The 24,321-nt window shown below is 68.1% G+C and carries 26 protein-coding genes; 12 read left to right on the top strand and 14 right to left on the bottom strand.

Translation table 11 applies throughout. The features are described 5' to 3' along the window. The first annotated feature begins 1 nt into the window (after nucleotide 1). The 6 genes from panB to J7346_RS07655 all read left to right on the top strand — a co-directional run bounded on the left by panB (nucleotide 2) and on the right by J7346_RS07655 (nucleotide 6,012). Nucleotides 2-838, top strand: a complete 837-nt coding sequence (panB, locus tag J7346_RS07680; protein WP_209119323.1) for a 3-methyl-2-oxobutanoate hydroxymethyltransferase — start codon at nucleotides 2-4, stop codon at nucleotides 836-838. Between the two features lie 117 nt (nucleotides 839-955). Beyond that, nucleotides 956-1,720, top strand: a complete 765-nt coding sequence (locus J7346_RS07675; protein ID WP_209119322.1) for a tetratricopeptide repeat protein — start codon at nucleotides 956-958, stop codon at nucleotides 1,718-1,720. A 23-nt stretch (nucleotides 1,721-1,743) separates the two neighbouring features. Continuing rightward, entirely contained in the window at nucleotides 1,744-3,120 is a 1,377-nt protein-coding gene (locus J7346_RS07670) for a PQQ-binding-like beta-propeller repeat protein (RefSeq protein WP_209119321.1), read from the top strand. A 40-nt stretch (nucleotides 3,121-3,160) separates the two neighbouring features. Next, nucleotides 3,161-4,786 carry a ribosome biogenesis GTPase Der gene (gene der / locus J7346_RS07665; protein WP_209119320.1) on the top strand — a complete coding sequence of 542 codons (1,626 nt, stop codon included), beginning with the start codon at nucleotides 3,161-3,163 and terminating at the stop codon, nucleotides 4,784-4,786. 38 nt (nucleotides 4,787-4,824) lie between these two features. Next, complete coding sequence (locus J7346_RS07660; RefSeq protein WP_209119319.1) at nucleotides 4,825-5,331, top strand: lysozyme inhibitor LprI family protein; 507 nt, start codon at nucleotides 4,825-4,827, stop codon at nucleotides 5,329-5,331. A gap of 6 nt (nucleotides 5,332-5,337) precedes the next feature. Further along, nucleotides 5,338-6,012 (top strand): hypothetical protein, encoded by a 675-nt coding sequence (locus J7346_RS07655; RefSeq protein WP_209119318.1) that lies wholly within the window; start codon nucleotides 5,338-5,340, stop codon nucleotides 6,010-6,012. An 826-nt stretch (nucleotides 6,013-6,838) separates the two neighbouring features. On the opposite strand, the gene J7346_RS07650 is transcribed toward J7346_RS07655, so the two are convergent. The 11 genes from J7346_RS07650 to rpsF all read right to left on the bottom strand — a co-directional run bounded on the left by J7346_RS07650 (nucleotide 6,839) and on the right by rpsF (nucleotide 16,180). Continuing rightward, a complete protein-coding gene (locus J7346_RS07650; protein ID WP_209119317.1) occupies nucleotides 6,839-7,579 on the bottom strand; it encodes an SDR family NAD(P)-dependent oxidoreductase in 741 nt (246 codons plus the stop codon). A gap of 3 nt (nucleotides 7,580-7,582) precedes the next feature. Then, nucleotides 7,583-9,088 carry an amidophosphoribosyltransferase gene (gene purF, locus J7346_RS07645; protein ID WP_209119316.1) on the bottom strand — a complete coding sequence of 502 codons (1,506 nt, stop codon included), beginning with the start codon at nucleotides 9,086-9,088 and terminating at the stop codon, nucleotides 7,583-7,585. Between the two features lie 33 nt (nucleotides 9,089-9,121). Further along, nucleotides 9,122-9,715 (bottom strand): CvpA family protein, encoded by a 594-nt coding sequence (locus J7346_RS07640; RefSeq protein WP_209119315.1) that lies wholly within the window; start codon nucleotides 9,713-9,715, stop codon nucleotides 9,122-9,124. 165 nt (nucleotides 9,716-9,880) lie between these two features. After that, the gene (gene radA, locus J7346_RS07635; protein WP_209119314.1) at nucleotides 9,881-11,257 is read right to left on the bottom strand and encodes a DNA repair protein RadA; all 1,377 of its coding nucleotides are present in this window, start codon (nucleotides 11,255-11,257) and stop codon (nucleotides 9,881-9,883) included. A gap of 74 nt (nucleotides 11,258-11,331) precedes the next feature. Next, on the bottom strand, nucleotides 11,332-12,366 hold the full coding sequence (gene alr, locus J7346_RS07630; protein ID WP_209119313.1) for an alanine racemase: 1,035 nt from the start codon (nucleotides 12,364-12,366) through the stop codon (nucleotides 11,332-11,334). Between the two features lie 38 nt (nucleotides 12,367-12,404). After that, the gene (locus J7346_RS07625) at nucleotides 12,405-12,812 is read right to left on the bottom strand and encodes a TonB family protein (RefSeq protein WP_209119312.1); all 408 of its coding nucleotides are present in this window, start codon (nucleotides 12,810-12,812) and stop codon (nucleotides 12,405-12,407) included. A 38-nt stretch (nucleotides 12,813-12,850) separates the two neighbouring features. Continuing rightward, nucleotides 12,851-14,335 carry a replicative DNA helicase gene (locus J7346_RS07620; protein ID WP_209119311.1) on the bottom strand — a complete coding sequence of 495 codons (1,485 nt, stop codon included), beginning with the start codon at nucleotides 14,333-14,335 and terminating at the stop codon, nucleotides 12,851-12,853. 82 nt (nucleotides 14,336-14,417) lie between these two features. After that, nucleotides 14,418-14,795, bottom strand: coding sequence for a hypothetical protein (locus J7346_RS07615; RefSeq protein ID WP_209119310.1), 378 nt, complete (start codon nucleotides 14,793-14,795; stop codon nucleotides 14,418-14,420). 137 nt (nucleotides 14,796-14,932) lie between these two features. Beyond that, nucleotides 14,933-15,517, bottom strand: coding sequence for a 50S ribosomal protein L9 (gene rplI, locus J7346_RS07610; RefSeq protein ID WP_209119309.1), 585 nt, complete (start codon nucleotides 15,515-15,517; stop codon nucleotides 14,933-14,935). 1 nt (nucleotide 15,518) lies between these two features. Next, complete coding sequence (gene rpsR, locus J7346_RS07605; RefSeq protein ID WP_209119308.1) at nucleotides 15,519-15,794, bottom strand: 30S ribosomal protein S18; 276 nt, start codon at nucleotides 15,792-15,794, stop codon at nucleotides 15,519-15,521. Nucleotides 15,795-15,805: 11 nt separating this feature from the next. Continuing rightward, nucleotides 15,806-16,180, bottom strand: coding sequence for a 30S ribosomal protein S6 (gene rpsF, locus J7346_RS07600; RefSeq protein ID WP_209119307.1), 375 nt, complete (start codon nucleotides 16,178-16,180; stop codon nucleotides 15,806-15,808). Between the two features lie 252 nt (nucleotides 16,181-16,432). On the opposite strand from rpsF, the gene J7346_RS07595 reads away from it, so the two are divergent. From J7346_RS07595 to J7346_RS07585, 3 genes are all read left to right on the top strand, one after another. Further along, a complete protein-coding gene (locus tag J7346_RS07595) occupies nucleotides 16,433-17,806 on the top strand; it encodes a 3-deoxy-7-phosphoheptulonate synthase class II (RefSeq protein WP_209119306.1) in 1,374 nt (457 codons plus the stop codon). A 7-nt stretch (nucleotides 17,807-17,813) separates the two neighbouring features. Then, nucleotides 17,814-18,365 carry a prephenate dehydratase domain-containing protein gene (locus J7346_RS07590; RefSeq protein ID WP_209119305.1) on the top strand — a complete coding sequence of 184 codons (552 nt, stop codon included), beginning with the start codon at nucleotides 17,814-17,816 and terminating at the stop codon, nucleotides 18,363-18,365. Between the two features lie 237 nt (nucleotides 18,366-18,602). Continuing rightward, complete coding sequence (locus tag J7346_RS07585) at nucleotides 18,603-19,352, top strand: chorismate mutase (RefSeq protein WP_209119304.1); 750 nt, start codon at nucleotides 18,603-18,605, stop codon at nucleotides 19,350-19,352. 10 nt (nucleotides 19,353-19,362) lie between these two features. Here J7346_RS07585 and panC read toward each other — a convergent pair whose 3' ends face one another. Then, nucleotides 19,363-20,223: a pantoate--beta-alanine ligase gene (gene panC, locus J7346_RS07580; protein ID WP_209119303.1), complete on the bottom strand. Its 861-nt coding sequence runs from the start codon at nucleotides 20,221-20,223 to the stop codon at nucleotides 19,363-19,365. Between the two features lie 124 nt (nucleotides 20,224-20,347). On the opposite strand from panC, the gene J7346_RS07575 reads away from it, so the two are divergent. From J7346_RS07575 to J7346_RS07565, 3 genes are all read left to right on the top strand, one after another. After that, nucleotides 20,348-20,968 (top strand): SPOR domain-containing protein, encoded by a 621-nt coding sequence (locus J7346_RS07575; protein WP_245157729.1) that lies wholly within the window; start codon nucleotides 20,348-20,350, stop codon nucleotides 20,966-20,968. A gap of 102 nt (nucleotides 20,969-21,070) precedes the next feature. Then, a complete protein-coding gene (locus J7346_RS07570; RefSeq protein ID WP_209119301.1) occupies nucleotides 21,071-21,898 on the top strand; it encodes a division plane positioning ATPase MipZ in 828 nt (275 codons plus the stop codon). Then, a complete protein-coding gene (locus J7346_RS07565; RefSeq protein ID WP_209119300.1) occupies nucleotides 21,895-22,167 on the top strand; it encodes a hypothetical protein in 273 nt (90 codons plus the stop codon). Before J7346_RS07570 ends, J7346_RS07565 begins: the two co-directional genes overlap by 4 nt. Here the strand turns inward: J7346_RS07565 and J7346_RS07560 are convergent. Together J7346_RS07560 and J7346_RS07555 are read right to left on the bottom strand one after the other, a co-directional pair. Next, entirely contained in the window at nucleotides 22,164-22,658 is a 495-nt protein-coding gene (locus J7346_RS07560) for an FKBP-type peptidyl-prolyl cis-trans isomerase (RefSeq protein WP_348521475.1), read from the bottom strand. The two genes, J7346_RS07565 and J7346_RS07560, sit on opposite strands and share 4 nt — an antisense overlap. A 41-nt stretch (nucleotides 22,659-22,699) precedes the next feature. Further along, nucleotides 22,700-24,022: a D-alanyl-D-alanine carboxypeptidase gene (locus tag J7346_RS07555; RefSeq protein ID WP_209119299.1), complete on the bottom strand. Its 1,323-nt coding sequence runs from the start codon at nucleotides 24,020-24,022 to the stop codon at nucleotides 22,700-22,702. Between the last annotated feature and the right edge of the window lie 299 nt (nucleotides 24,023-24,321).

Below are 24,321 nucleotides of genomic sequence, written 5' to 3'. Positions count from 1 at the left end.
TATGTCGAGCCAGAAACAGGAAACCGTCCGCCGACTGGCGGCGCCGGACATCCAGGCCCGCAAGGGCAAGGAGCCCCTGGTCTGCCTGACGGCCTATGACGCACCGACCGCGGCCCTGCTGGACGATCATTGCGACCTTCTGCTGGTCGGGGACAGCGTCGGCATGGTGGTCCACGGCCTGCCCAACACCGTCGGCGTGACCCTGGAGATGATGATCCTGCACGGCCAGGCCGTCATGCGGGGCGCGCGGCGGGCCATGGTGGTCGTCGACATGCCGTTCGGCAGCTATGAGGGCGGCAAGGAGCTGGCCTATGAGAACTGCGCCCGGGTGATGAAGGAAACCGGCGCCCAGGGGGTCAAGCTGGAAAGCGGCCCGACTGTCCCCCAGACCATCGCCTATCTGGTCGAGCGGGGCATTCCGGTCATGGGCCATGTGGGGCTGCGCCCCCAGGCGGTGCTGACCGAGGGCGGGTTCAAGGCCAAGGGGCGGACCGAGTCGGAACGCCTCAGGGTCATGGCCGAGGCCGAGGCCACCGCCGATGCCGGGGCCTTTGCCGTGGTCATCGAGGGTGTGGCGGCGGATCTGGCGGGCGAGATCACCCGTGCCATCCCCGTCCCGACCGTCGGGATCGGGGCCTCGGCCGAGTGCGACGGCCAGATTCTGGTGACGCCGGACATGTTGGGCCTGTTCGACTGGACGCCCAAATTCGTGCGTCGCTATGGCGATATGCGCGGCCATATCGTCGAGGGCGTGGCGGCCTATGCCGATGACGTGCGGGCCCGCCGTTTTCCTGCCGAAGTCGAGACCTATTTCTCGCGCAAGCCGGTCGGCACCTAGCGGGCAATCCGCGACGGACGATTATGCGGTTTTTTTCAAGGGGGGACGTCTCGACCCGGGCGGAAAATGCTCTAGGGTCGCGCCGAACTCTGAACAACGACTTGGGGCGTGCTTTTCGTGACGGATATCTTCGAGCAGGTCGAGGAGGAGCTTCGCTCCGAACGCTACAAGCGTCTGGCCAGGACCTGGCTGCCGGTGCTGGGTGGCGTGCTGCTGCTGGCGCTGATGGCGGCCTTGGGCTGGTGGGGCTGGCAGGCCAATGAGACCTCGCGCGCCGGAAAGGCGTCGGTCGCCTATGAGCGCGGCATCGAGGCCCTGCGCTCGAATGATCTGGCCGCGGCCGAGTCGGCCTTCCAGGAAGCCGCCCAGATGGGCAATGGCGCCTACAAGTCGATGGCCCTGGCGCAGCGCGCCGGCCTGGCGCTGACGTCCAACCGGACAGATGACGCGATCGATCTCCTGGACCAGTCGGCCAAGGCGATCGGCGACCCGCTGATGTCGGACTCTTCGGCCTTCAAGGCCGCCCTGCTGGTGATCGATACGGACGCCAGCTACGAGGATGTTGAAAAGCGTCTGACCCCGCTGACCCGCGAGGGGCGCCCCTTCCGTGCCGAAGCGCTTGAAGCGCTGGCCATGGCGCAGATCCAGCACGGCAAGACGACCGAGGCGCGCGCCACCTTTGTTCAGCTGCAGCTGGGCCAGGATGTGCCGGACACGATCCGCCAGCGGGCCCAGGCGGCCATCGGCATGATCGATGCCGGCACGCTGGGTAGCATTGGACAGGTGCTGGAAGCCCAGTCGGCTGCCCCCGAGGTTGTCTCGCCCGAGGCCGCACCGGGCGAGGGATCGCCGGCGGAAGCCCAGGCTCCGGCCGCCGAATGACGTCACAGTTCAGGAGTTCTCCAATGAACCGGTTCGCCAGAACACTCATGGTCTGTGGCGCTGCCCTCACCGTCACGGCCTGTGGCACGGTCAGCAATCTGCTGCCGTTCAATCTCGGGCGCTCTGCGGCGGCCGATGCGGTGGCCTCGGAAGGGGAACGCCTGTCGGTTCTCGAGTTCGACCAGGCACTCGTGCCGTCGCCGGCACTGGCCGGTCGTGACTTCTTCCTGCCGGGCCCGCAAGCCGTCGTGTCCTGGCCCGCGCCGGGCGGCACGCCCGAGAATGCGATCGAGCACGCGATCGCAGGCGCCGACTTCACCATCGCCTGGCGCCGTGACATCGGGGCCGGTTCGGCGCGCACCCGTCAGATCATGGCCCAGCCGGTCGCCGAGAACGGCCGCATCTTCGTCATGGACGGCGAGGCCACGGTCTCGGCTGTCGACGCCCAGACGGGGGCTGTAGCCTGGCGTGCCTCGGTCAAGCCCGAGGGGCGTGAAGGCGGCGGCTTTGGCGGCGGCGTGGCCCTTGGCGGCGGAAAGGTGTTCGTGTCGTCGGGCTATCGCACCATGACGGCCTTCGACCAGTCGACCGGTGCCATGTTGTGGCAGACGCCCGTGGACGTGCCGATCCACGGCGCCCCCACCGTTTCAGGCGCCCGGGTCTATGTGGTCGACATCGACAACCAGATCATCGCCTTCAACACCCAGACCGGTCAGGTCGAATGGTCCTACCGCGGCATTGTCGAGCCGGCCCGCATCATGCGCGCCTCCAGCCCGGCGGTGACGGGCGACACGGTCATCGCGCCGATGTCTTCCGGGGAAGTGTTCGCCCTGCGTGCCTCGACCGGCCAGCCGGTCTGGCAACAGGAGCTGTCGCGTTCGACCCGCACCAGCGCCCTGTCGGACATTCGTGACATTGCCGGTCGCCCGGTCGTCAGCCGTGGCTTCGTCTATGCGGTCAGCCACGCGGGCGTCCTCGCCTCCATGGATGTCCGCAGCGGCCAGCCGCGCTGGCAGGTGCCGATCGCTTCGGTCAATGCGCCGCTGCCCGTCGGTGACGTGGTCTATGTGGTGTCCAAGCTGGGCGAGCTGACCGTGGTCAACCGCGAGTCGGGCCAGGTCTACTGGACGCGTGACCTGAACGAAGGCCGCGTGCGTCAGGAAGGCGGCTTCCTCGGCTTCTTCGACCGCACCGTGCGTCCGACCTGGTCGGGCCCGATTCTGGCGTCGAACCGGCTGGTGCTTACCAACTCGGACGGTGAGCTGGTGGCCCTCAACCCCAAGACGGGCGAGGTCACCGCGACCCTGCGTCTGGGCGCCCCCGCCTATGTCGCGCCGAGCGCCTACAACGGGGCCCTGCTGGTCGTCACCGATCGGGGCGAGCTGATCAGCATCCGCTGATCTGCCTTCCAGCCACGCCAGAAACAGGCTAGACGCCGATATGGCCCTGAAACTCGCCATTGTCGGCCGCCCCAATGTGGGTAAGTCCACCCTGTTCAACAGGCTGGTGGGAAAGCGTCTCGCGCTGGTCGATGACCGGCCGGGCGTGACCCGCGACCGCCGCTATGCCAAGGGCACCCTCGGCGATCTGGACCTGACCCTGATCGACACGGCAGGCTTTGAGGACATCACCGACGACAGTCTGGAATCGCGGATGCGCGAGCAGACCGAGGCCGCCATCAGCGACGGCGATCTGATCCTGTTCATGATGGATGCGCGCGACGGGGTGACCCCGCTGGACCGCATCTTTGCCGAACGCCTGCGGCGTCAGCCCAAGCCGGTCGTGCTGGTCGCCAACAAGTCGGAAAGCCGCGAGAGCGGCGGCGGCGTGGGCGAGGCCCACTCGCTGGGCTTTGGCGAACCGGTGCCGCTTTCGGCCGAGCATGGCGAGGGCATGGCGGATCTCTATGCCGCGCTGGTCGCCGCGGCCGGGCAGGAATCCTTCGTCGATGACGACGAGGATGAGGCCGACAAGCCGATCCGCATCGCCGTCATCGGCCGCCCGAATGCGGGCAAGTCGACCCTGGTCAACCGGATGCTGGGCGAGGACCGTCTGCTGACCGGCCCCGAAGCCGGCATCACGCGCGACTCCATTTCGGTGGACTGGGAGTGGGAGGGCCGGGCCGTCCGCTTCGTCGACACCGCCGGCCTGCGGCGCAAGGCGCGGGTGCAGGAGAAGCTCGAGAAGCTGTCGGTCGCCGACACCCTGCGCGCCATCACCTTCGCCGAGGTCGTCGTGCTGGTGATGGACAAGGACAACGCCTTCGACATCCAGGACCTGCAGCTGGCCGATCTGGTCGAGCGCGAGGGCCGGGCGCTGGTCTATGTCGCCTCCAAATGGGACCTCGAGGAAGAGCCCCAGGCGCGTCTGGCCGAACTGACCCGTCTGGCCGACAGCAAGCTGCCGCAGCTGCGCGGCACGCCCTTCGTCGCCCTGTCGGCCCATTCCGGCTGGGGCGTCGACCGGCTGATGCCGGCCATCATCAAGGCCCACGAGACCTGGTCGGTGAAGGTCAAGACCCGCGACCTGAACGACTGGCTGGCCATGGCGACCCAGCGGCACCCGCCGCCCGCCGTCGACGGCAAACGTATCAAGCCGAAATACATGGCCCAGACCAAGGCCCGGCCGCCCACCTTCGTGCTGTTCGCCAGCCGGGCCTCGGCCATGCCTGACACCTATAAACGCTATCTGATCAACACTCTGCGCGAGAGTTTTGATCTGCCAGGTACGCCGATCCGCCTGACGGTCAAGTCGGGCGGGGCCAACCCCTATGCCGAGGGCGGGGCCAAGTCGGGACCGGAACGCTACAAGGGCACGGCCAAGACCGCTCCGCGGCGGATCAAGAAGGCCGAAAAGGCCGAAGCCCTCTCGAACCTGCCCGGCAAAGCTCTGGAGCAGAAGAAGGCCAGCGGTCCCAAGCCCAAGGTCATCAGCGGCCTGAAGGCGCGCTCTTCCAAGAAGGCCGGCCAGAGCGTGGCCATCCAGAAGGGCGCTCGCGGTGGCGCCCGCCAGGTCAGCCGCTCCGGCCGCATCCGCACCGGCCAGAAGCACGCGCCGAAGAAGTAGGGTAAGGTCAGCCGGATCAAGCCGGAGGAGGGCCGACCATGATCGCAACTCTGATGGCGCTGGCCCTGCTTCAGGCGGACCCTGTCAGCTGTCATGAGGTCGCCGCGAAAGAGCGCCTTACCTGTGGCCGCCGCGCCGTCGAAGCGGCCGAAGCGCGCGTTGCAGAGTTCGACGTCACCGATTGTGCGGAGGCGATGACCACGCTGGAGATGAACGCCTGTGGCGCCCTCGACCTTGCCCGGGCTGAAGAGCAGATGTTCAAGTACCTGGATGCGGCGCTCGAACGCGCCGGTCTCTCGGACCAGGAAGCCACCGGCCCGGAGCCGGTGGAGAGCGCCCGCTATCTGGAAGCGTCCCAGATTGCATGGGCCGAGTATGCCAATCAGGCGTGCCTGGCCGTCTACGAGGACGTCAAGGGCGGCACGATCCGGACGATCGTATGGCTGGGCTGCCGACTTGAGCTGACACAGGCGCGGACGCACACGATCTGGGCAAACCACCTGACCTACTGGAATGACTCGCCGCCGGTCCTGCCGGAGCCCTAGACGTCGATGACCAGAGGTGTCGCCGTTCTGCTGACCTTGCTGGTGCTGGCCGCCGCGCTGTTTACCGGTTGGTACAGCAATCGCCGGGTCCTCTATTTCCCGCCCGAGTTTCAGAAGCAGGTCAACGACTGCGAGCTCCACGGCTTTCAGACTCGCGAACCGGTTCAGGACGACTTTCACGCCGCCTGGTTCTCGGGCGTGCTGGCCGATCTGGAAGAGCCATCCCTGTTTCAGCGCCCGGCGGGCTCACCGAGATCCGTCCGCTTCACCCTCATACCCAGCTTCCACCCACCGATTGCGGTGCGGGTGGAGACGCGGGACGACGGTCGTCTGGTGATGACCGAGAGGCGCCTCGCGCCGCCGGACTACGACTGGGAAAGGAAGGGCCGATTCTCGGGAGCGCGTGTCCGCCTGCTGTCCGATGACGAGGCCCGGTCGCTGAATTCTGTGCTGGCCGACTCCGGACTGCTCGAAGCGGCGTCAACCGGCTGTAGCGATGGCGTGATCGACGGAATGTCGTGGATCGTGGAAACGTCCGATCCCGAGCACGGCTATCGATATCACTATCGCCAGTGGGCACAGGACGAACCGGTTCGTGACGTCGGCCTACACATGCTGGGTCTGGGCGGCTGGGACTCCCTGCCGCCGGAACTCAGGCTCCTGAAGCTCTCCACTTCCTGAAGCTGACCATCACTGGTGGGACCTGTTCGCCAAGCCCTGAACGGGGGCGATCACAAAGCTCGAAGCTTATCCATTCAGCGAACGGAGGCTCAAGCGGATGAAGTCGTACACGTTCCTCGCGACGCGATAGTAGACGAACGCCGCCGGTTGAGGTTCCCTGCGCATGTAAGGGTTGTCTCCTGGGCAACTCGGGATGCATCAGGGGAGGGCGTCGTCTTGCAACCCGATATGGCCGCTACTTTCGAGATCGTCACCGGCCGCCGCCGCGTGATCGACTTTCTCCCATCACCACTGGGCCGCGCCGTGCTGACGGCAGGGAGGGAGCGATGAGGGGGCGTCAGATCTTGCCAGGGGGAATTCGCCATTTGGTACTGGCGGCCTCGATGGTTGCCTCTCTTGGGGGTTGCGTATCAGTCGCTCCCACGCCTGCGGAAGGCCGGGCCATGGTAGAGCAGGCCCTTGCAGAATCTGGCGAGAGTGGAGTTATCACGCTCTACTTTACCTATGGCCGCTGGCTGACAATCGATCAGGTTGAGCTGGAAGAGCAGGGCGTGTGCGGCCGGGCTCTATGGGAACGTGTCTCAACGGCCAATAGCTACCATACACATGAATATCGTGGGTATATGCCGAGACGTTGCCGCTATTACATTGGCATAGCGAGCGTCCGCTCAGGACATGATACGGGCCTCTGGGGCGCTATTCGCAACGCCTGGTGATCCTGCGGACTGGCGTGATGTGTTGATACGCATCAGGGCGCGACCTTTGGGTGCCGACATCAGGGCTGATCCGGCATTGGTCCCGGTATCTGTTCCCCTGCCGCCGGAACTCAGGCTCTTGAGGCCTTCCACTCCCTGAAGCTCTCCATCACCGGCGGCACCTGGTCGCCGCGGGCCAGATCGACGATCAGCGGCGCGATTTCGGACGGGTGGGGCAGGGTCTCGGGATCCTCGCCGGGGAAGGCCTGGGCGCGCAGGCGGGTGCGCATGCGGCCGGGATCCAGCACGGTGGCGCGGATCGGGGTGGACTCGATCTCGTCGGCCCAGCAACGCACCAGCACCTCGGCGGCCGCCTTGGTCGCGGCATAGCTGCCCCAGAAGGCCTTGGGCGCATTGGCGAGGCTGGTGGTCAGGTGGATGGCGCGCCCGGCGTCAGAGGCCCGCAGCAGCGGCTCCAGCGAGCGAATCAGCCGGTAGACGGCGGTCAGATTGACCTTTTCGATCTTGGCGAACTGACGGGGGTCGGCATGGGCGACCGGGGTCAGACCTTCGGCGCCCAGGGTGGCGGCCGTGTTGACCCAGATGTCCAGCCGGCCGAAGCGCTCGTAGAGGGCGCCGCCCAGCCGGTCGATCGCGCCGCCATCGACCAGATCGAACGGGATCAGGGTGGCGTGCTGGCCGGTCGCGGCGAAGATGGCATCGTCCAGCTCTTCCAGTCCGCCTTGGGTGCGGGCCGTGGCGACGACATGGGCGCCGGCGCGGGCCAGGCCAAGCGCCGCTTCATAGCCGATGCCGCGCGAGGCGCCGGTGATCAGGGCGATACGCCCGTCGAGGACCGTCATATCAACCATGGATCAGGCGCTGACCAGCAGCGACAGCTGGCGCGGATTGGAGCTGCGACCGCCTTCGGCGATCTCCCGGTCCAGAAGGCGGGTCGGATAGTCGCCGGTGAAGTAGTGGTCGGTGAACTGGGGATTGGCCGGGTCGCGCGGACCGGCCTCCATGGCGGCATACAGACCGTCGACCGACAGGAAGCCCAGGCTGTCGACCTCTAGGTGGGCGCACATTTCCTCGAGCGTCTTGTTGGCGGCCAGCAGCTGCTCCCGCTCGGGCATGTCGATGCCGTAGAAATCGGGATAGACGATCGGCGGGCTGGCCGAGCGCAGGTGAACCTCGGTGGCCCCGGCGGCACGCACGGCGCGCACCAGTTTGACCGAGGTCGTGCCGCGCACGATGGAGTCATCGATCAGCACCACCCGCTTGCCCTCGAGCACCGACCGGTTGGGGCTGTGCTTCATGCGTACGCCCTTCTGCCGGGCGCCCTGGCTGGGCTGGATGAAGGTGCGGCCCAGATAGTGGCTGCGGATGATGCCCATCTCATAGGGAATGCCGCTGGCCTGGGCATAGCCGAGGGCGGCGGGCACGCCAGAGTCGGGCACCGGCACGACCACATCGGCCTCGACCGCATGCTCGTGGGCCAGACCCTGACCCATGCGCTTGCGGACTTCATAGACCGAGCGGCCGTTCACCACGCTGTCGGGGCGGGCGAAATAGACATATTCGAACAGGCAGGGACGGGCGGCGCGCGCCGGGAAGGGCTTGAGCGAGCTGACGCCGTTCTCGTCGATCACCACGACCTCCCCATGCTCGACATCGCGGACGAAGGTTGCGCCCATGGAGTCGAGCGCACAGGTCTCGGAGGCCAGCACCCAGGCGTCGCCCAGCTGACCGAGCACCAGCGGGCGAATGCCCAGCGGGTCGCGGGCGCCGATCATCTTCTTCGGCGTCTGGGCGACGAGGGCATAGCCGCCCTCGATCCGGGCCAGGGCGTCGATGAAGCGGTCGACCACCCTTGCCTTACGGCTGCGGGCAATCAGGTGCAGGATGACCTCGGAGTCGGAGGTCGACTGGAAGATGGCGCCTTCCGAGACCAGCTGGTTCCGCAGGAACAGGAAGTTGGTCAGATTGCCGTTGTGCGCCACGGCGATACCGCCGGTGTCCAGATCGGCGAACATCGGCTGGATGTTGCGCAGGAAGCTGCCGCCCGAGGTGGAATAACGGGTGTGGCCGACCGCGGCCGAGCCGGGCAGGCGACCGGTCAGGTCGGTGCTGCCGAAGGCCTCGCCCACCAGACCAACGTGGCGCTCGGTGTGGAAATGGGTGTCGGCGACGCTGGCGATGCCGCAGGCTTCCTGTCCGCGATGCTGCAGGGCGTGCAGGCCCAGGGCGACGATGGAAGAGGCTTCGTTGGCCGCGGCGCCCCAGACCCCGCACACACCGCATTCCAGCCGCAGCTGGTCATCGTCGGCCTCGCGCTCGGGCCAATGGTGGACGACGGGATCGGCGAGGCGGTGGGACATCGTCGGCGGCTCCGATGACCTGGGGGAAAATAACTAGCGGGCGGTGTCGGGCGAGTTAGGCGCTGTTTGTGTTTTCGGCAAGGCATCCTGATCGGAAAACCCTTGGCGTACGGACGAGTCTACCACGGGCACGAGGGCGTCAGCGCCCCGTCCGATGCCGGGCAGGATGAACTGGATCGTGCGCGCCGCACCGGCGCTGACGGAATAGAGGGCGGCCTCGCCCAGCCAGCGTGGCGTCTTCTCTCCGGGCATGGCGGCCACGACCACCAGATGGATCGCCCCGATCAGGACCAGCGCCCGGGCCAGGCCGACGAAGATGCCGAAAAACCGGTCGATGCCGCCCAGATGCGGATGGGCCTGGGCCCGTCTCGACAAGGTCGATCCGAAGATGCGTACGCCGAAATAGACCAGCAGGAAGCTGGCGAGGGCCGCCAGCAGCGTCCCGGCCCAGTCGGGATCGACCAGCGCCTTGCCGATCGGGGCGGAGAAGGGCAGGGCGATCAGGGCGATGAAGGCCGCCAGCACAAAGCTGAGCAGGGTCAGAAGCTCGCGCGTGCCGCCCCGGATCCAGCCCGCGGCCCCCGAGGCCAGCAGGACCAGTACGGCAAAGACGTCATAGGCGGTCATGGCGTCTCCTCCCCATTGCAAATGGGGAGGGGGACCGCGAAGCGGTGGAGGGGCACTTTTCGCCCCGCTGACCTTTTCCGGATCGCCTCACAACCCCTCCGTCTCGTCGGCTGCGCCGCCGATCCACCTCTCCGTTCGCGGCGCGAACAGGGAGGAGACAAGCATCTAATACCTGCTTTGCGAGATTCGTTCGACCGCCTCGGCCAGACGGCTGAGCGAGGTGGCGGCCATGTCGGCTGGCTCATGACTGAGCGGGGGACAGAGTGCCTTGTCGAAGCCCAGCTTCATGGCCTCGCGCAGTCTTGCTTCGGCCCGGCCGACGGCCCGGACCTCGCCTGACAGGCCGATCTCGCCAAACACGACGCAGCCGCGTGGCAGGGGTTTGTCGCAGACCGAGCTGATCAGGGCGGCGGCGGCGGCGAGGTCAGCGGCCGGTTCATTGATCTTCAGCCCGCCGGCGACATTCAGATAGATGTCGCGGTCGCCGAAGCCGAGGCCACAGCGCGACTCGAGCACGGCCAGCACCATGGCAAGACGCCCGGAATCCCAACCCACCACAGCACGACGCGGCGTACCATAGGCCGAGGGTGCCGACAGGGCCTGGATCTCGACCAGCACCGGCCGCGAGCCCTCGATTCCGGCAAAGACGGCGGTGCCCGGTTCGCGCTCGGCCCGCTCGCCATTCTGGTCGCCGAGGAACAGCGACGAGGGATTGGTGACCTCGCGCAGGCCCGTGTCGCCCATCTCGAACACGCCGATCTCGTCGGTGGCGCCAAAGCGGTTCTTGCCGGCGCGCAGCACGCGGAAGGGGTAGCCGCGCTCGCCCTCGAAGTTCAGCACCGCATCGACCATGTGCTCGACCACCCGGGGTCCGGCCACCTGTCCGTCCTTGGTCACATGGCCGACCAGGATCATGGCCGGCCCGCCCGCCTTGGCCAGCCGCACCAGCTCGGAGGCACAGGCCCGGACCTGGACGATCGAGCCGGGTCCGGCCTCATGCACGTCGGACCACAGCGTCTGGACGGAATCGATCACCACCAGATCAAAGGTCTCGCGCTTCAGGGTGGCGACGATTTCGCGAAGCGCCGTGGCCGAGGCGAGTGCGACGTCGGCCTCCGACAGGCCCATGCGCCGCGCGCGCGAGCGGATCTGCTCGACCGCCTCCTCGCCCGACAGATAGGCGACCTTTGCGCCCTTCAGCGCCGCCCGGGCGCAGACTTCCAGCAACAGGGTCGACTTGCCGACCCCCGGATCCCCGCTGATCAGCAGGGCCGAGCCGGGCACCAGGCCGCCGCCGCACACGCGGTCGAACTCTCCGACGCCGGTGATCAGGCGGGGCGGATCGGGGCTTTCCGAGCGGAGATCCTCGAACTGGATGCCGCGTGCGCGCTTGGTCGCGGCGGGCTTGAGCGCGCCGGGCGGGGCGCTTGAGGTCTCTTCCGTCAGGCAGTTCCATTCGCCGCAGGCCGAGCACTGGCCCGCCCATTTGGCATGAACGGCCCCGCAGACGCGACAGATGTATTGGGATGAGTCACGAGCCATGCGGTCCGCTTACACCGAATCCCGAGGCGGGCGCAGCGGCGGAAATGGCGGCTACGACCGATCCTGACGTAGCCTCAGCCGGTGTAGGTGCGATCCACCCGGCTGCCGACCGAGGTCAGCAGCTCATAGGCGATGGTGCCGGTGTCGCGCGCGGCATCGTCGATCGGCCGGTTGGGGCCAAACAGTTCGACCCGGTCGCCCTCGACCACATCCAGTCCGGTGACGTCGACCGCCAGCGCGTCCATGGATATCCGCCCCAGAATCGGCCGCAGCTGACCGGCGACGAACACCTGGCCCCTCGGGCTGGTGGCGCGCATGACGCCATCGGCATAGCCGGCGCCGACGGTCGCGACGGTCAGCGGCTGGTCGGCCACCTTGCCCCGGGCATAGCCGACGCTCTCGCCGACGGGGACCGGGCGCACCTGCAGGATCGGCGCGCTGAAGGTGGCAACCGGCCGGATGCGCGGGTCGGGCCGCCCCTCGGGGCCACCGCCCCACAGGCTGATGCCGGGCCGAACGGCGTCGAAGGCATAGTCGGGCCCCAGGAAACAGCCGCCTGAATTGGCGAAGGAGGCGGGGATGTCGGGATAGTGGCCACGGACAGCGGCAAAGGTGTCGCGCTGCTGCCGGTTCATCGGGCTGTCCGGCTCATCGGCGCAGGCGAGGTGGCTGATCACCAGTTCCAGCCCGGGGAAGGTGGCCGGGGCCTGCTCCGGACGAAAGCCCAGCCGGTTCATTCCGGTGTCTATGTGCAGGCCGCACGCGCCGCCGCCGGCCTCCAGCCAACGGGCCAGCTGTTCGCCATGATTGATGACCGGGCGGAGGTCCGGCTCCCGCAGGGCGGCCGCAGCGCCTGCGGTGCATCCGTCCAGCACATAGATGACGGGGGTCGGTCCCATGGCCTCGCGCAGGGCCAGACCCTCGACCAGTCGGGCGACGAAGAAGGTGCGCGCCCCCGCCTGCATCAGCCGGGTCACGCAGGCCTCGGCCCCCAAGCCATAGGCGTCGGCCTTGACCACGGGCTGTACCGGGCGCCCGGTCAGGCGGGCCAGAAAATCATGATTGGCGGCAAGGGCGTCGAGATCGACCGACAGGCGGGCACGGGTCATCGGCCACTTATGCCGCAGAAATTGTGCGACGCAATAACCTAGGGCCTGAACCGGATCGTGAAGTGCACGGTCGACTCGCTCGGCGGCGTGTAGCGGCTCACATCAACTTGCCCGCTCCTGGCTGCCGACAGGGCCGCGTCGCCAAACCCGTGACCGGCCGGCGTTTCGATGACGGTACAGTCGCGGAGACGGCCATCTGCGTTGACGCGACAACTCACGGCCGCTTCACCAGAGATGTCCTGCTCCAAAGCAGGCATAACCATTCGAAGTTCCCGCTCGGTCACCTGCGGCCTGACCGCCCACCGCGGGTTGGTGATGATGCTTGGCCGTTCCGGGTCGGCCGGGATCAGCGCCGCAGGACGTATCGGGATCCGCACGGGCGGGGGTGCCGGCGCCGGATCCTGGGCCGAGACCAGCAGCGCGCTCAGCAGGGACAAGGTGATCATTCCTCACCCTATGTCTGCCGGTCGCACCCGGTCAAATCTCAATCGCCGTAGTTGCTGCTGTCGTAGCGGTTGTCGTGGGCGAGGTTGCCGAAGCGGGTCGTGTCGGCGTCGAACGACAGGCGGACGGTGCCGATGGGGCCGTGACGCTGCTTGCCGATGATGACCTCGGCGACGTGCTGCAGCTGGTCCATGTCCTGCTGCCATTTGAGGTGTTCCTCCGTGCCTTCGCGCGGCTCGGAACGGCCCAGGTAATAGCTCTCGCGATAGACGAACATGACCACGTCGGCGTCCTGCTCGATCGAGCCCGATTCCCGCAGGTCGGACAGCTGGGGGCGTTTGTCGTCGCGGCTTTCGACCTGACGCGACAGCTGCGACAGGGCGATGACCGGGACGTTCAGCTCCTTGGCCAGCGCCTTGAGGCCCCCGGTGATCTCGGAGACCTCCTGCACCCGGTTCTTCTGGCTGTTGGCGTCGCCCACGGTCAGCAGCTGCAGGTAGTCGACGATGATCAGGTCCAGCCCGTGTTCCTGGCGCTTCAGACGGCGGGCGCGCGCGGCCAGTTTGGAGATGGGCAGGCCGCCGGTGGCGTCGATGTAGAGCGGGCTTTCGCCGATCTCGATGGCGGCATCGCGCAGCCTGCCGTAATCCGAGGCGTCAATCTCGCCCTTTCTCAGCCGGTCGGACGAAATGCCCGAGGCGTCGGCCAGAATCCGCATGGCCAGCTGTTCGGCGCTCATTTCCAGTGAGAAGAAGGCCACCACCCCGCCCGAGACCGTCTTGCGGCCCTCCGGGGTCGGCTCCCAGCGATAGTTGCGGGCTACGTTGAAGGCGACATTGGTGGCCAGCGACGTCTTGCCCATCGAGGGGCGGCCCGCGAGAATCAACAGGTCGGAGGGGTAGAGGCCGCCCAATTTCTGGTCGAGGTCGTCCAGCTGTGTGGCCAGGCCCGCCAGCTTGCCGTCGCGCTGATAGGCTTCGCCCGCCATCTGCACCGCACCGGCCAGCGCCGTCGAGAAGCTGACGAAGCCTGAGGACGGCTTGCCGGTTTCGGCCAGGGTGTAGAGCGACTGTTCGGCGCTTTCGATCTGGTCCAGCGCGGGGGTCTCGGGGTCCGGGGCCGCCCGGGTGATGTCGCCGCCGATGCGGATCAGGTCCCGCCGCAGGGCTAGGTCATAGATGACGCGCGCATAGTCCGGCGCATTGGCGGCGGGCGGAGCCCGGTCCACCAGATCGGCCAGATAGCGCAGGCCGCCGAACTGTTCGAAGGCCGGGTCCTGCTTGAAGCGGCCCATCAGCAGTGTGGGCTCGGCCAGCAGGCCCTGGCGGATGTGATCCTCGATCACGTCATACAGGCGCTGGTGGAACGGTTCGTAGAAGTGGCTACCTCTCAGCTTGTCCGACAGGCGCTCGAAGGCCGAGTTGTCGAACAGCAGACAGCCCAGCAGCGCCTGTTCCGCCTCCAGGTTGTGGGGCAGCGACTGGGGGCCGGCGTCGGAGGGGGAGAGGGCAGCGAAGGCGTTCATTGGTTAACGTGTAACCGATGCAGCGCGCGGGCGTGAGGGGGGTGTCCCGCTTGGCCGGGGACGGATTGGCGGGGGCTGTGGATCAGCCGCCGGGACAGGGATAACGCGAGGCGAGCCAGGACCGGATGCCGTCGGTGACCGTCATGCGCTGGCGGCGGGACTGCGGAATGCCGTTCAGATAGTCCAGCAGCTGGCGCGGATTGAGGTCCAGGCGCTCGGGCGGGCAGGCGGGCGGCGTGCGGCCGGCGGCGCGAGCATCGCGGATCTCCCGGCCGACGGCGGTGAAGGCGCGCTCGGCTTCTCCCTTCAGTCGGTGGGCGTCGGGCATCAGCATGGCCGCAGGGTTCATGGGGATGCGGTTGGCCCGGGTGACGAAGGTGTCCAGGTTCATGGCCGCCTGGGCATGGGCGACGCCCGCCAGAACGACGACCGCCAGAGCGATCAAGGCACCGATACGCATGAGACCCTCCCTCGATGGCGGGAGAGTTGTCCGGCCTCGTGTCAAAACTGGGGCGCGGGACAGGCGGGGATCCGGCCACGAAAAAGGGCGCGCCTCCCGCAGGAGACGCGCCCTGATCTGTCGTCGATCCGCAGGGATCAGGCTTCTTCGCCGAAGCCTTCCTGTTGACCGGCGCCGCCTTCGATGAGGTCCGCGGCAGCCTGTTCGGCGGCCTGACGCTCGTCATCGAACTGCGAGCGGATGACGTCCTCACCGCGCGCCTGACGCTCGGCTTCATCGGCCGAACGCGCGACGTTCATCTTGACGGTGGCCGAGACCTCGGCGTGCAGGCGGACCTGCACCTCGTGGACGCCCAGCGTCTTGATGGGGAAGTGCAGCACGACCTGCGAGCGCTCGACCTTGCCGCCTTCGGCCTGGATGGCCTCGGCGACGTCGCGACCGGCGACCGAACCGTACAGCTGGCCGGTTTCGCCGGCCTGACGGATCATCACATAGGTCTGGCCGTCGATCTTGTCGGCGATCTTCTGGGCCTCGGCCTTGTTCTTGTCGTTGCGCGCCTCGATGGCGGCGCGTTCGACTTCGAAAGCCTTCAGGTTGGCGGCAGTGGCCCGGCGGGCCTTGTCGCGCGGCAGAAGGAAGTTACGGGCGAAACCGTCCTTGACAGTGACGACGTCGCCGATGGCGCCGAGGTTCTCGACGCGTTCAAGCAGAACGACCTTCATCTTACTTCACCACATAAGGCAGGAGGGCCAGGTAACGCGCGCGCTTGATGGCCTTGGCCAGCTCGCGTTGCTTCTTTTGCGACACCGCAGTGATGCGCGACGGCACGATCTTGCCGCGCTCCGAGATGTAGCGTTGCAGCAGCTTGACGTCCTTGTAGTCGATCTTCGGCGCGTTATCGCCCGAGAACGGGCAGACCTTGCGGCGACGATAGAACGGACGACGGGCGGGGCCGTCACCGACGGGGGCGCCCGGCTTGGGGGATTGGGTATCGGTCATGTGGCCGGTCCTTATTCCGAGGCGTTGGAGGAATCGTCGCGCGACGAGCGTTCACGCTCGCGCTCGCGACGGGCCAGCAGGGGCGACAGCTCCAGGTCGAGTTCCTCGACGCGGACGGTCAGCCAGCGCAGCACGTCTTCATTGATCGACAGCTGACGCTCGACCTCGGCCATGGCGGCCGGCGGGGCGTCGATGGCGAGCAGCGAATAGTGCGCCTTGCGGTTCTTCTTGACCCGGTAGGTCAGGTTACGCAGGCCCCAGTACTCGATCTTGGCAACGGCACCGCCGCCTTGCTCGACCAGACCCTTGATCGTTTCGTTGAGGGCTTCGGCCTGTTGCGCGCTGATATCCTGGCGCGACATGACCGTGTGCTCGTATAGAGCCATCGTCATCTCCCTTGTGGGGCTCGGCATGGAGTGACCGGGTAAGTCGGCTCCACGATGGTTCCCGAAGCGGCGGCCGGAAGGCATTCCCGGACCCTTTGACATTCCGCACCGGGACCGAGGCCCTGGAAAGCGGCGGCGTATAGGGGATTTCCGCCCGTACGGCAAGCACGCGCGGTCACCCCTGTCTATCCTGCGACCGAATGGCTTCAACCGTTTATTGTTCAGGAAGCTTCAACGTCCTATCTTGGCGGTATGACCCGCCGCTGGACCCCCGATAGCTGGAGAGAGAAACCCGTCGTGCAGATGCCGACGGACTATCCGGACGCCGGTGCGCTGGCGGCCGTCGAGGATGAGCTGCGGGCTCTGCCGCCGCTGGTGTTTGCGGGAGAAGCGCGCCGCCTGACCGACCGGCTGGCGGATGTCGAGGCGGGGCGGGCCTTCCTGCTGCAAGGCGGCGACTGCGCCGAGAGCTTCAAGGAGTTCTCGACCGACAATATCCGCGACACCTTCCGCCTGATCCTGCAGATGGCGGTCGTCCTGACCTTCGCCGGTCGCAAGCCCGTGGTGAAGGTGGGCCGGATCGCCGGCCAGTTTGCCAAGCCGCGTTCCTCCTCGGTCGAGGCCATCGACGGCGTCGAGCTGCCCAGCTACCGCGGCGACATCATCAACGGCATGGGCTTTACGCCCGCCGAGCGCGTGCCCGATCCCCAGCGCCTGCTGAAGGCCTATCACCAGTCGGCCTCGACGCTGAACCTGCTGCGCGCCTTCGCCGGCGGCGGCTATGCCGATCTGTACAACATCCATCGCTGGACCCTGGGGTTCGCGGCCGACAACACCTATGGCGCGCGCTACCGCGAGCTGGCCGACAAGATCGGCGAGGCCCTGGCCTTCATGGAAGCGGTCGGCGTGACGCCGGAGAGCCATCCCGACCTGTCGCGGGTCGAGGTCTTCACCAGCCACGAGGCCCTGCTGCTGAACCTCGAGAGCGCGCTGACGCGGCTGGACGGCGCCACCGGGGAATGGTTCGACACCTCGGCCCATATGGTCTGGATCGGCGAGCGCACCCGTCAGCCGGACGGCGCCCACATTGAATTCGCCCGCGGTATCCGGAATCCGATCGGCCTGAAGTGCGGGCCGACGATGGAGCCCGAGGACCTGCTCGCCCTGCTGGACATCCTGAACCCGGAGAACATCCCCGGGCGCATGACGCTGATCGGCCGGTTCGGCGCGGACAAGGTCGGCGAGCGCCTTCCGAAACTGATGCGCGAGGTGAAGGCCGCGGGGCGCCGGGTGATCTGGTCGATCGATCCGATGCACGGCAACACCCTCAAGGCCGGAAACGGCTACAAGACCCGCCCGTTCGAGCGGATTCTGAGCGAGGTGCGCACCTTCATCGATGTGGCCGAGGCCGAGGACGTGCACCCCGGCGGCGTCCATCTGGAGATGACGGGCCAGAACGTCACCGAATGCCTGGGCGGCGCCCAGATGCTGACCGAGGATGACCTGAGCAGTCGCTATCACACCCATTGCGATCCGCGCCTCAACGCCGACCAGGCGCTGGAGCTGGCCTTCCTGGTGGCGGAACGCCTGACGTCGGGACGCCAGTCCCGATCCGCCGCGGCCTGAGGTCGTCATGGCCCGGGGACGCGTCGCGTATCAGGGGGCTCCGGGGTCCTTCAGCCATGAAGCCTGTGCCGTACTGCGCCCTTGGGATGAGCCGGTCGGCCACGAGACCTTCGCCCAGGCCATCGATGCGGTCCGGCAGGGAGACTGTGACTGCGCCCTGATCCCCGTCGAGAACAGCCGGATCGGTACGGTGCAGCCCGCCAGCGATCTGGTCGCCGCGTCCGGGCTGGAGGTCCTGGCCGAAGTCTGGCGGCCCATACGCCTGGCCCTGATGGCGCCCGAGGGGGCGCGTCTGTCGGACATCCGTACGGTCGAGAGCCATCCGGCGGCCCTGGGCCAATGCACCGGAACCCTGGCAGACCTGGGGCTCAAGGCCGTCGAGGCCTATGACACCGCCGGGGCCGCCCGCGCCGTGGCCGAGGCGGGAGACACCAGCCGCGGGGCGCTGGCGCCGACCGGGGCGGCCGAGATCTACGGATTGTCGATTTTGCGCAACGACATGCAGGATTCGGCCGATAATCGGACGCGATTTGTCCTGCTGGGCCGAAAGGGCGCTTGACGGCGCACGATTTCTGCGGGCATCACCGACCCATGGCCACCGAGCGCGCCCTGACTGCCGCTTTTGACGCCCGCGCTTTCGCGGCGTCGGCCCCCTATGCCTACGGCTTCTATTTCTACGGCTTTCGATACGCCGGCTGAGGCGTCCGGACCCTGTTCCTGACCTCTCACCGGCGACCGCTCCCCCCGGAGCGGCGGACTTCGGCCCCCCCGATCCTCCCCCTCGAAAGTTCTGAAGATGCCCCTGACCCTTGTGAAATCCCCCGATCCGACCGCCGACCTTGAACGCATGACGCTGGCTGCCCTGCGGCATGAGATCGACGAGATCGACGCCGAGATGGTATCGCTGTTCCAGAAGCGCCTCGCCCTCGCGGACCGCGTCGGCAAGGCCAAGGACGCGCCGACCGGCGGCTATGTGAAGCTGCGCCCCGACCGGGAGCAGGCCGTGCTGGCCCATGTGCTGCAGGGTGCCCGTCCCGACACACAGGAGGCCGTCGAGGCCTTGTGGCGCGAGGTCGTGGGTCATGGTCTGGCGCGTCAGGGGCAGCTGGCGGTGCGGGTGTGGGCCCCGGTCGAACCCGCGCGAGCCTTCGACGCCGCCCGCCTGCGCTTCGGTCGCGCCGCCGAACTGAAGTCGGAGCGCGATCCCCAAGCCGCCCTGGCCTTCGCGGCCGAGGGCAAGGGGGTGGCGGTCCTGGCCATCAATGCGGGCGACCCGTGGTGGATGGGCCTGCGTCGCAAATGGTCGACCCTCAGCGTCTTCGAGGGCTTCGGCAAGGGTGTGCCGACAGCCCTGGCGGTCGGGCGGATTGATCCCGGGGCCCTGCCGCGCGGAGACCGGGTGCTGGTCACCGCTGGCGGTGACGCGGGCGATGGCTCGGGCGCAGGGCGACGCGGACTGGATACCCACCATGGCTGGAGCCTGTCGCTGACCTCGGCTGCGGTCGTGCCCGGTGGCCCCGAAGGTTGCGTGGGCGCCATCGCCTGACGGCGGCGGCTCAGACCGCCATATTATCGATCAACCGGGTGCGCCCCAGCCAAGCCGCCGCGAGGATGCGCAGGGGCGCGCCCGTGCTGCCGTCAACCGGTGCCAGCGAGTCGGCGTCGCGCACGGCGACATAGTCCACGCTGGTGAAGCCGTCCGCGACCAGGGCCGCAGCGGCGTCCTGTTCGACCGTGGCGATCGGGGCGCCTTCGCGGACGCGGGCGGCGGCGTCAGCCAGCCGACCATTGAGCCGGCGGGCGACCGCCAGTTCCTCGTCGCTGAGGTAGGCATTGCGCGACGACAGGGCGAGGCCGTGGCCGTCCCGTTCGGTCGGCACGCCGACGATGCGCGTCGGGATGTCGAGGTCCGCCGCCAGCCGGGTGATGACCCGCAGCTGCTGATAGTCCTTCTCGCCGAACAGGGCGACGTCGGCCTGGGCCTGGTTGAGCAGCTTGGCCACCACGATGCAGACCCCGCCGAAGAAGTGCGGGCGATGGTCGGTCTCCAGTCCGAGGGCGGGGCCGTCCATGGCGATCCGGGTGGCGAAGCCCTCCGGATACATGGTTGACGCGGTCGGGGCATAGAGCAGGTCGCACCCGGCCCCGGCCAGCAGCCCGGCATCGCGCTCCAGCGTGCGCGGATAGGTGTCCAGATCCTCGTGCGCGGCGAACTGGGTCGGATTGACGAACACGCTGGTGACGACGCGCCGGGCCTCCATGCGGGCCTGTTCCACCAGCCGCAGGTGGCCGTCATGCAAGGCGCCCATGGTCGGCACAAAGGCGACGGCCTCACCCGCCGCGCGCCACCCTGCTACCGCCGCGCGGACGTCCGCGGGCGTGTGGGCACGGGCGAGGGGGGATGCGGCTGTGGGCATGATCAGACCCCGTTAACCTATCTACTTAAGGGTGTTCGTGAACCGGGCTGAAATGCGCTCCGGGTAGGGTCGCCTTATGACGTCCGCAGAAGTGTCCCGTCCAGTGCAGAAGCGCCGCGTGGGTATGGCCCTGATCCTCGGAGGGGCCGTGACCCTGTCGGGGTGTGGCTGGGTCGAACATGACCCCCACCGGTTCGAACAGATGGCCGAGCGCGTCGCCGCCATCCCCGTCAGCCTCGACCGTCCCGGCAAGACCCCGCTGGAAACGCCCCGCAAGGCCGCCGAAATGGGCCTGCGCGAGGGACGCCCCGGTGCCGTCCGCGTCGAGGTCATGGATCCGCACGACCTCTGGGAGGCCCGCGACGGCGCCATGGAAGGCCTGGTTCAGGCGGCTGCGCCCGCCATCGCCGAGGCCGCTGTGGAGGCCGTCGAGACCCGCGTCGCCGATGCCGTGCCGGAGCTGCGGGCGCGCCCGGTCTCGACCCGGCCCGCTGCGCGGCAGCGCGAGGATGGGGCGCTGGTCCAGCTGGGGGCGTTCGGGAGCGAGGCCTCGGCCCGCACGGCCTGGGCCCGCATCCGCGCCGCCGCCCCCGAGGTGCTGGGCGACATGACCCCGCGCTATGAGCCGGTGACTGTCGACGGACGCCAGCTGGTGCGCCTGAAGGTCCCCGTCCCGGCCTCCGGCGCCGCCGCGGTCTGTGCCGCTGCGCGCATCCGCGACCCGTGGTGCCAAAGGGGCACTTAGGGCCGCTTCCCGGACCCTCCGGCCAAAGAGGCGTTGACCCGGAGGGGTCTGCCCCCGATTTTGCCCCGGGCCCCGCATGAGTCGCGGGACGGGATAGAGTGCATGAAGCAGCCAAAAGTCATCGTGGTCGGCAATGAGAAGGGCGGGGCGGGCAAGTCCACCCTGGCCATCCATATCGCCGTGGGCCTGCTGTACTCGGGGCGGAGCGTGGCGCTGCTGGACCTGGACCTGCGCCAGCGATCCATGGCGCGCTTCTTTGACAATCGCCGGGCCTGGATGACGGCCAACGGACAGAAGCTGCCCCTGCCGGTCGAGCCGGACCTGGGCGACGGCAAGGCCCTGGCGCGTGCGTCCGAGGAGGAGCAGCTGGCCCGCTTCGAGGCCGCCTTTGCCGAGGCCCGCCAGATGGCCGACGTCGTGCTGATCGACACCCCGGGCGGTGACACCCCCCTGTCGCGCAGGGCGCACGGGCTGGCGGACCAGATCGTCACGCCGATGAACGACAGCTTCGTCGACTTCGACCTGCTGGGGCAGGTTGACGCTGTGACCCTCGACCTGATCCGGCCCTCGATCTACTCGGAGAGCGTGTGGGAAGCCCGCAAGAACCGGGCGATCGCGGGCGGTACGCCGATCGACTGGGTGGTCGTGACCAACCGCCTGGCGGTGGCGGCGGCGCGGAACCGGCAGCGGCTGACCGACCGGATGAAGAAGCTGGCCAAGCGGATCGGCTTCCGCATCGGTCCGGGCCTGAGGGACCGGGTGATCTACCGCGAGCTGTTCCCGTTCGGGCTGACGGTGGCGGACCTGTCCAACGAGATCCGGCCGGTGGCGGTGTCGCTGGCCCATGTGGCGGCGCGGCAGGAGATGCGCTCCCTGATGATGGCGCTGGGACTGGAGGGGGCCGAGGCGGCCTTCGACGTCACGGAATGATGCTGCTGGCGGTCCTCGCGGTAGGGGTGGCCTTCTGGGCCCTGGTCCAGCTGGGCCGCCGCGCCGACGCCGAGAAGCGGGCCCGCAGGGGCGCCATGCCGCTGGCCGAGGCCCGGGCCCTGCTCGGCGTCGGCGAGGGTGCCAGCGCCCGGGAAATCAACGACGCCTGGCGGCGGCTGATGGCGCGGGCCCACCCCGACCAGGGCGGAACCGAGGGGCTGGCGGCGCAGCTGAATGCCGCCCGGGACAGCCTGCTGAACGCGCGCTAGAGGACGTCGAGCAGCTCGACGCGGAACAGCAGCACCGAGTTGGGCGGGATCTCGTCGCCGCCGACCCAGCGATTGCCATAGGCGAGATCGGCCGGGATGACGAAGTCATATGTCTCGCCGACGCGCATGAGGGCCAAGCCCTCGGTCCAGCCCTTGATCACCCGGTTCAGCGGGAACTCGGCCGGCTCGTTGCGGGAATACGAGCTGTCGAACTCGCGGCCGTCGATGAAGGTGCCACGGTAGTGGACACGGACGGTGTCGGTGGCGGCCGGCTGGCGCGCGTCGCGATGGGCGCGGCCGACCCGGCGATACTGCAGGCCGCTGTCCGTGGTGGTCCAGCCGCGCCGGTCGCCGTTCCAAGCGAGATAGGCGGCCTGACCCGCCTCCCAGCCCGCCTGGCTGGGCACGACCTCGGCAACGGGCGTGGCCGTGGCGCAGGCCGAGAGGGTCAGGGCGGCGAGGGCGGGCAGGGCGATATGGTGCAGCTTCATGCAGGCGACGCTATCAGGCCTTTCCGGCGAGGCAAGCCGGATCAGTTCGGTCGCACGACCATACAGGTGACATTGCGGGCCGAGAGGGTCTCGCAGGCCGCGCGGGCCTGGTCCTCGGTGAAGCCGGTGAAGCGCGAGCGGTACCAGCCCTGCGCCTCCTCCACCGACTGACCGCTGCCGCGGAAGGTGGAACGGAAGCGGCGGTTGACCTCGGTCAGCCAGTCGGCGGCCACGGTCCGGTCGCGGAAGGCGCCGACCTGGACACCCCACGACGAGGCCGCAGGCGCGCGGCGAGCGGGTGTGTCGCTGTTGAGGCGCGCGGTCGTGCTGGAGGGGAGGGTGGCGGGGCCGGACGTCAGGACCACATCGGGGTCGCGGTCGCCCATGGCCTGGGCCAGCGGCGCCGGCGGCGTCGGTGTGGCCGAGGCATAGACGACGGGCGGCGGACCGGGCGGGGTCGCCGGGCCGATGCCGTACCCCTTCTGCTCGAAATAGAGCTGGGCGACCTCGATCCGCTCGCCGTGGGCGCGCTTGTCGGCGATTTCGAAGCCGGTATCCATCAGCTCCTCGACGTGGGCGTTGCGGGTGGCGCTGCTGCGGCCGCCGAGCACGACGGTGATCAGGCGGCGACCGTTGCGGACCGCCGAGGCGGCCAGATTATAGCCCGAGGCATTGGTGTAGCCGGTCTTGATGCCGTCATAGCCGTGACCCGAGCGGAGCAGGCCGTTGGTGTTGCGGTATTCGCGGCCCTGATAGGTCCAGTTGGAGACGCCGAAGAAGCGGTAATACTGGGGGAAGTCGCGCATCACGGCGCGGGCCAGGACGGTGATGTCGCGGGCTGTGGTGATCTGGCGGCTGTCCGGCAGACCGTTGGCATTGACGAAGCGGCTGTCGGTCATGCCGAGAGACTCGGCCTTGAGCGTCATCATGCCGGCGAAGCGGGCCTCGGACCCGGCGACGTGTTCGGCGAGCGCGACGGCCATGTCATTGGCCGAACGGAGCGCCGTGGCCTGGATGGCGTCGGCAACGGTAATCGTCTGGCCGGCGCCGAGGCCCAGTTTGGACGGGGGCTGGGAAGCGGCGCGCGGCGAGACACGGATGACGTCGTCCAGCTGGATCCGGCCCTCGGTGATGGCCTCGAACACCAGATAGAGGGTCATGACCTTGGTGATGGAGGCCGGATAGCGGCGGCTGTCGGCGTGGCGGGCGAACATGACCTCGCCGGTTGCGGCATCGACCACAATGGCGGCGTAGCGCAGATTTTCCTGCGCCTGGGCCTGCTGCGAGAAGGCGGGCAGGGGGCCGACGGCCAGCAGCGAGAGGGACAGAAGCAGGGCGACGGCACGCCGGAGAATGAGGGACATCGAGTTGTTCTGCCTTCTGAATCAAACAAAAGCGTACACGCGACCCCGTGCCGATCGGCAGGCCGCACAGGCGGAATGGTCTTACCCTATCATGAAGATCGAGGGTTTCATCGGGGTTAAGAGCCGGTGAACGGAGTTGTGAACGCCCCGGGTGGCGAGTGGCGAGTGGCACGTCTCAGCTGTCGGGTCGGAAAATACCGTCTGAATGGTCTGAATGGTCTGAAAGCGGAAAACGTGGGCCCTCCCCCTCCATGGGGGAGGGTTGGGTGGGGGTGCTGGCAGGTCGCACGACACAGGGC

This window comes from Brevundimonas sp. A19_0 (assembly GCF_017744255.1).
Taxonomy (GTDB): Bacteria; Pseudomonadota; Alphaproteobacteria; order Caulobacterales; family Caulobacteraceae; genus Brevundimonas.
This window is presented reverse-complemented; position numbering and strand designations above follow the sequence as displayed.

Coding starts and splice junctions, on each gene's coding strand:
- panB (WP_209119323.1), top strand. CDS start 2: ATGTCGAGCCAGAAACAGGAAACCGTCCGCCGACTGGCGGCGCCGGAC.
- J7346_RS07670 (WP_209119321.1), top strand. CDS start 1,744: ATGAACCGGTTCGCCAGAACACTCATGGTCTGTGGCGCTGCCCTCACC.
- der (WP_209119320.1), top strand. CDS start 3,161: ATGGCCCTGAAACTCGCCATTGTCGGCCGCCCCAATGTGGGTAAGTCC.
- J7346_RS07660 (WP_209119319.1), top strand. CDS start 4,825: ATGATCGCAACTCTGATGGCGCTGGCCCTGCTTCAGGCGGACCCTGTC.
- J7346_RS07655 (WP_209119318.1), top strand. CDS start 5,338: ATGACCAGAGGTGTCGCCGTTCTGCTGACCTTGCTGGTGCTGGCCGCC.
- J7346_RS07650 (WP_209119317.1), bottom strand. CDS start 7,579: ATGGTTGATATGACGGTCCTCGACGGGCGTATCGCCCTGATCACCGGC.
- purF (WP_209119316.1), bottom strand. CDS start 9,088: ATGTCCCACCGCCTCGCCGATCCCGTCGTCCACCATTGGCCCGAGCGC.
- J7346_RS07640 (WP_209119315.1), bottom strand. CDS start 9,715: ATGACCGCCTATGACGTCTTTGCCGTACTGGTCCTGCTGGCCTCGGGG.
- radA (WP_209119314.1), bottom strand. CDS start 11,257: ATGGCTCGTGACTCATCCCAATACATCTGTCGCGTCTGCGGGGCCGTT.
- alr (WP_209119313.1), bottom strand. CDS start 12,366: ATGACCCGTGCCCGCCTGTCGGTCGATCTCGACGCCCTTGCCGCCAAT.
- J7346_RS07625 (WP_209119312.1), bottom strand. CDS start 12,812: ATGATCACCTTGTCCCTGCTGAGCGCGCTGCTGGTCTCGGCCCAGGAT.
- J7346_RS07620 (WP_209119311.1), bottom strand. CDS start 14,335: ATGAACGCCTTCGCTGCCCTCTCCCCCTCCGACGCCGGCCCCCAGTCG.
- J7346_RS07615 (WP_209119310.1), bottom strand. CDS start 14,795: ATGCGTATCGGTGCCTTGATCGCTCTGGCGGTCGTCGTTCTGGCGGGC.
- rplI (WP_209119309.1), bottom strand. CDS start 15,517: ATGAAGGTCGTTCTGCTTGAACGCGTCGAGAACCTCGGCGCCATCGGC.
- rpsR (WP_209119308.1), bottom strand. CDS start 15,794: ATGACCGATACCCAATCCCCCAAGCCGGGCGCCCCCGTCGGTGACGGC.
- rpsF (WP_209119307.1), bottom strand. CDS start 16,180: ATGGCTCTATACGAGCACACGGTCATGTCGCGCCAGGATATCAGCGCG.
- J7346_RS07595 (WP_209119306.1), top strand. CDS start 16,433: ATGACCCGCCGCTGGACCCCCGATAGCTGGAGAGAGAAACCCGTCGTG.
- J7346_RS07590 (WP_209119305.1), top strand. CDS start 17,814: ATGGCCCGGGGACGCGTCGCGTATCAGGGGGCTCCGGGGTCCTTCAGC.
- J7346_RS07585 (WP_209119304.1), top strand. CDS start 18,603: ATGCCCCTGACCCTTGTGAAATCCCCCGATCCGACCGCCGACCTTGAA.
- panC (WP_209119303.1), bottom strand. CDS start 20,223: ATGCCCACAGCCGCATCCCCCCTCGCCCGTGCCCACACGCCCGCGGAC.
- J7346_RS07575 (WP_245157729.1), top strand. CDS start 20,348: ATGGCCCTGATCCTCGGAGGGGCCGTGACCCTGTCGGGGTGTGGCTGG.
- J7346_RS07570 (WP_209119301.1), top strand. CDS start 21,071: ATGAAGCAGCCAAAAGTCATCGTGGTCGGCAATGAGAAGGGCGGGGCG.
- J7346_RS07565 (WP_209119300.1), top strand. CDS start 21,895: ATGATGCTGCTGGCGGTCCTCGCGGTAGGGGTGGCCTTCTGGGCCCTG.
- J7346_RS07560 (WP_348521475.1), bottom strand. CDS start 22,658: ATGAAGCTGCACCATATCGCCCTGCCCGCCCTCGCCGCCCTGACCCTC.
- J7346_RS07555 (WP_209119299.1), bottom strand. CDS start 24,022: ATGTCCCTCATTCTCCGGCGTGCCGTCGCCCTGCTTCTGTCCCTCTCG.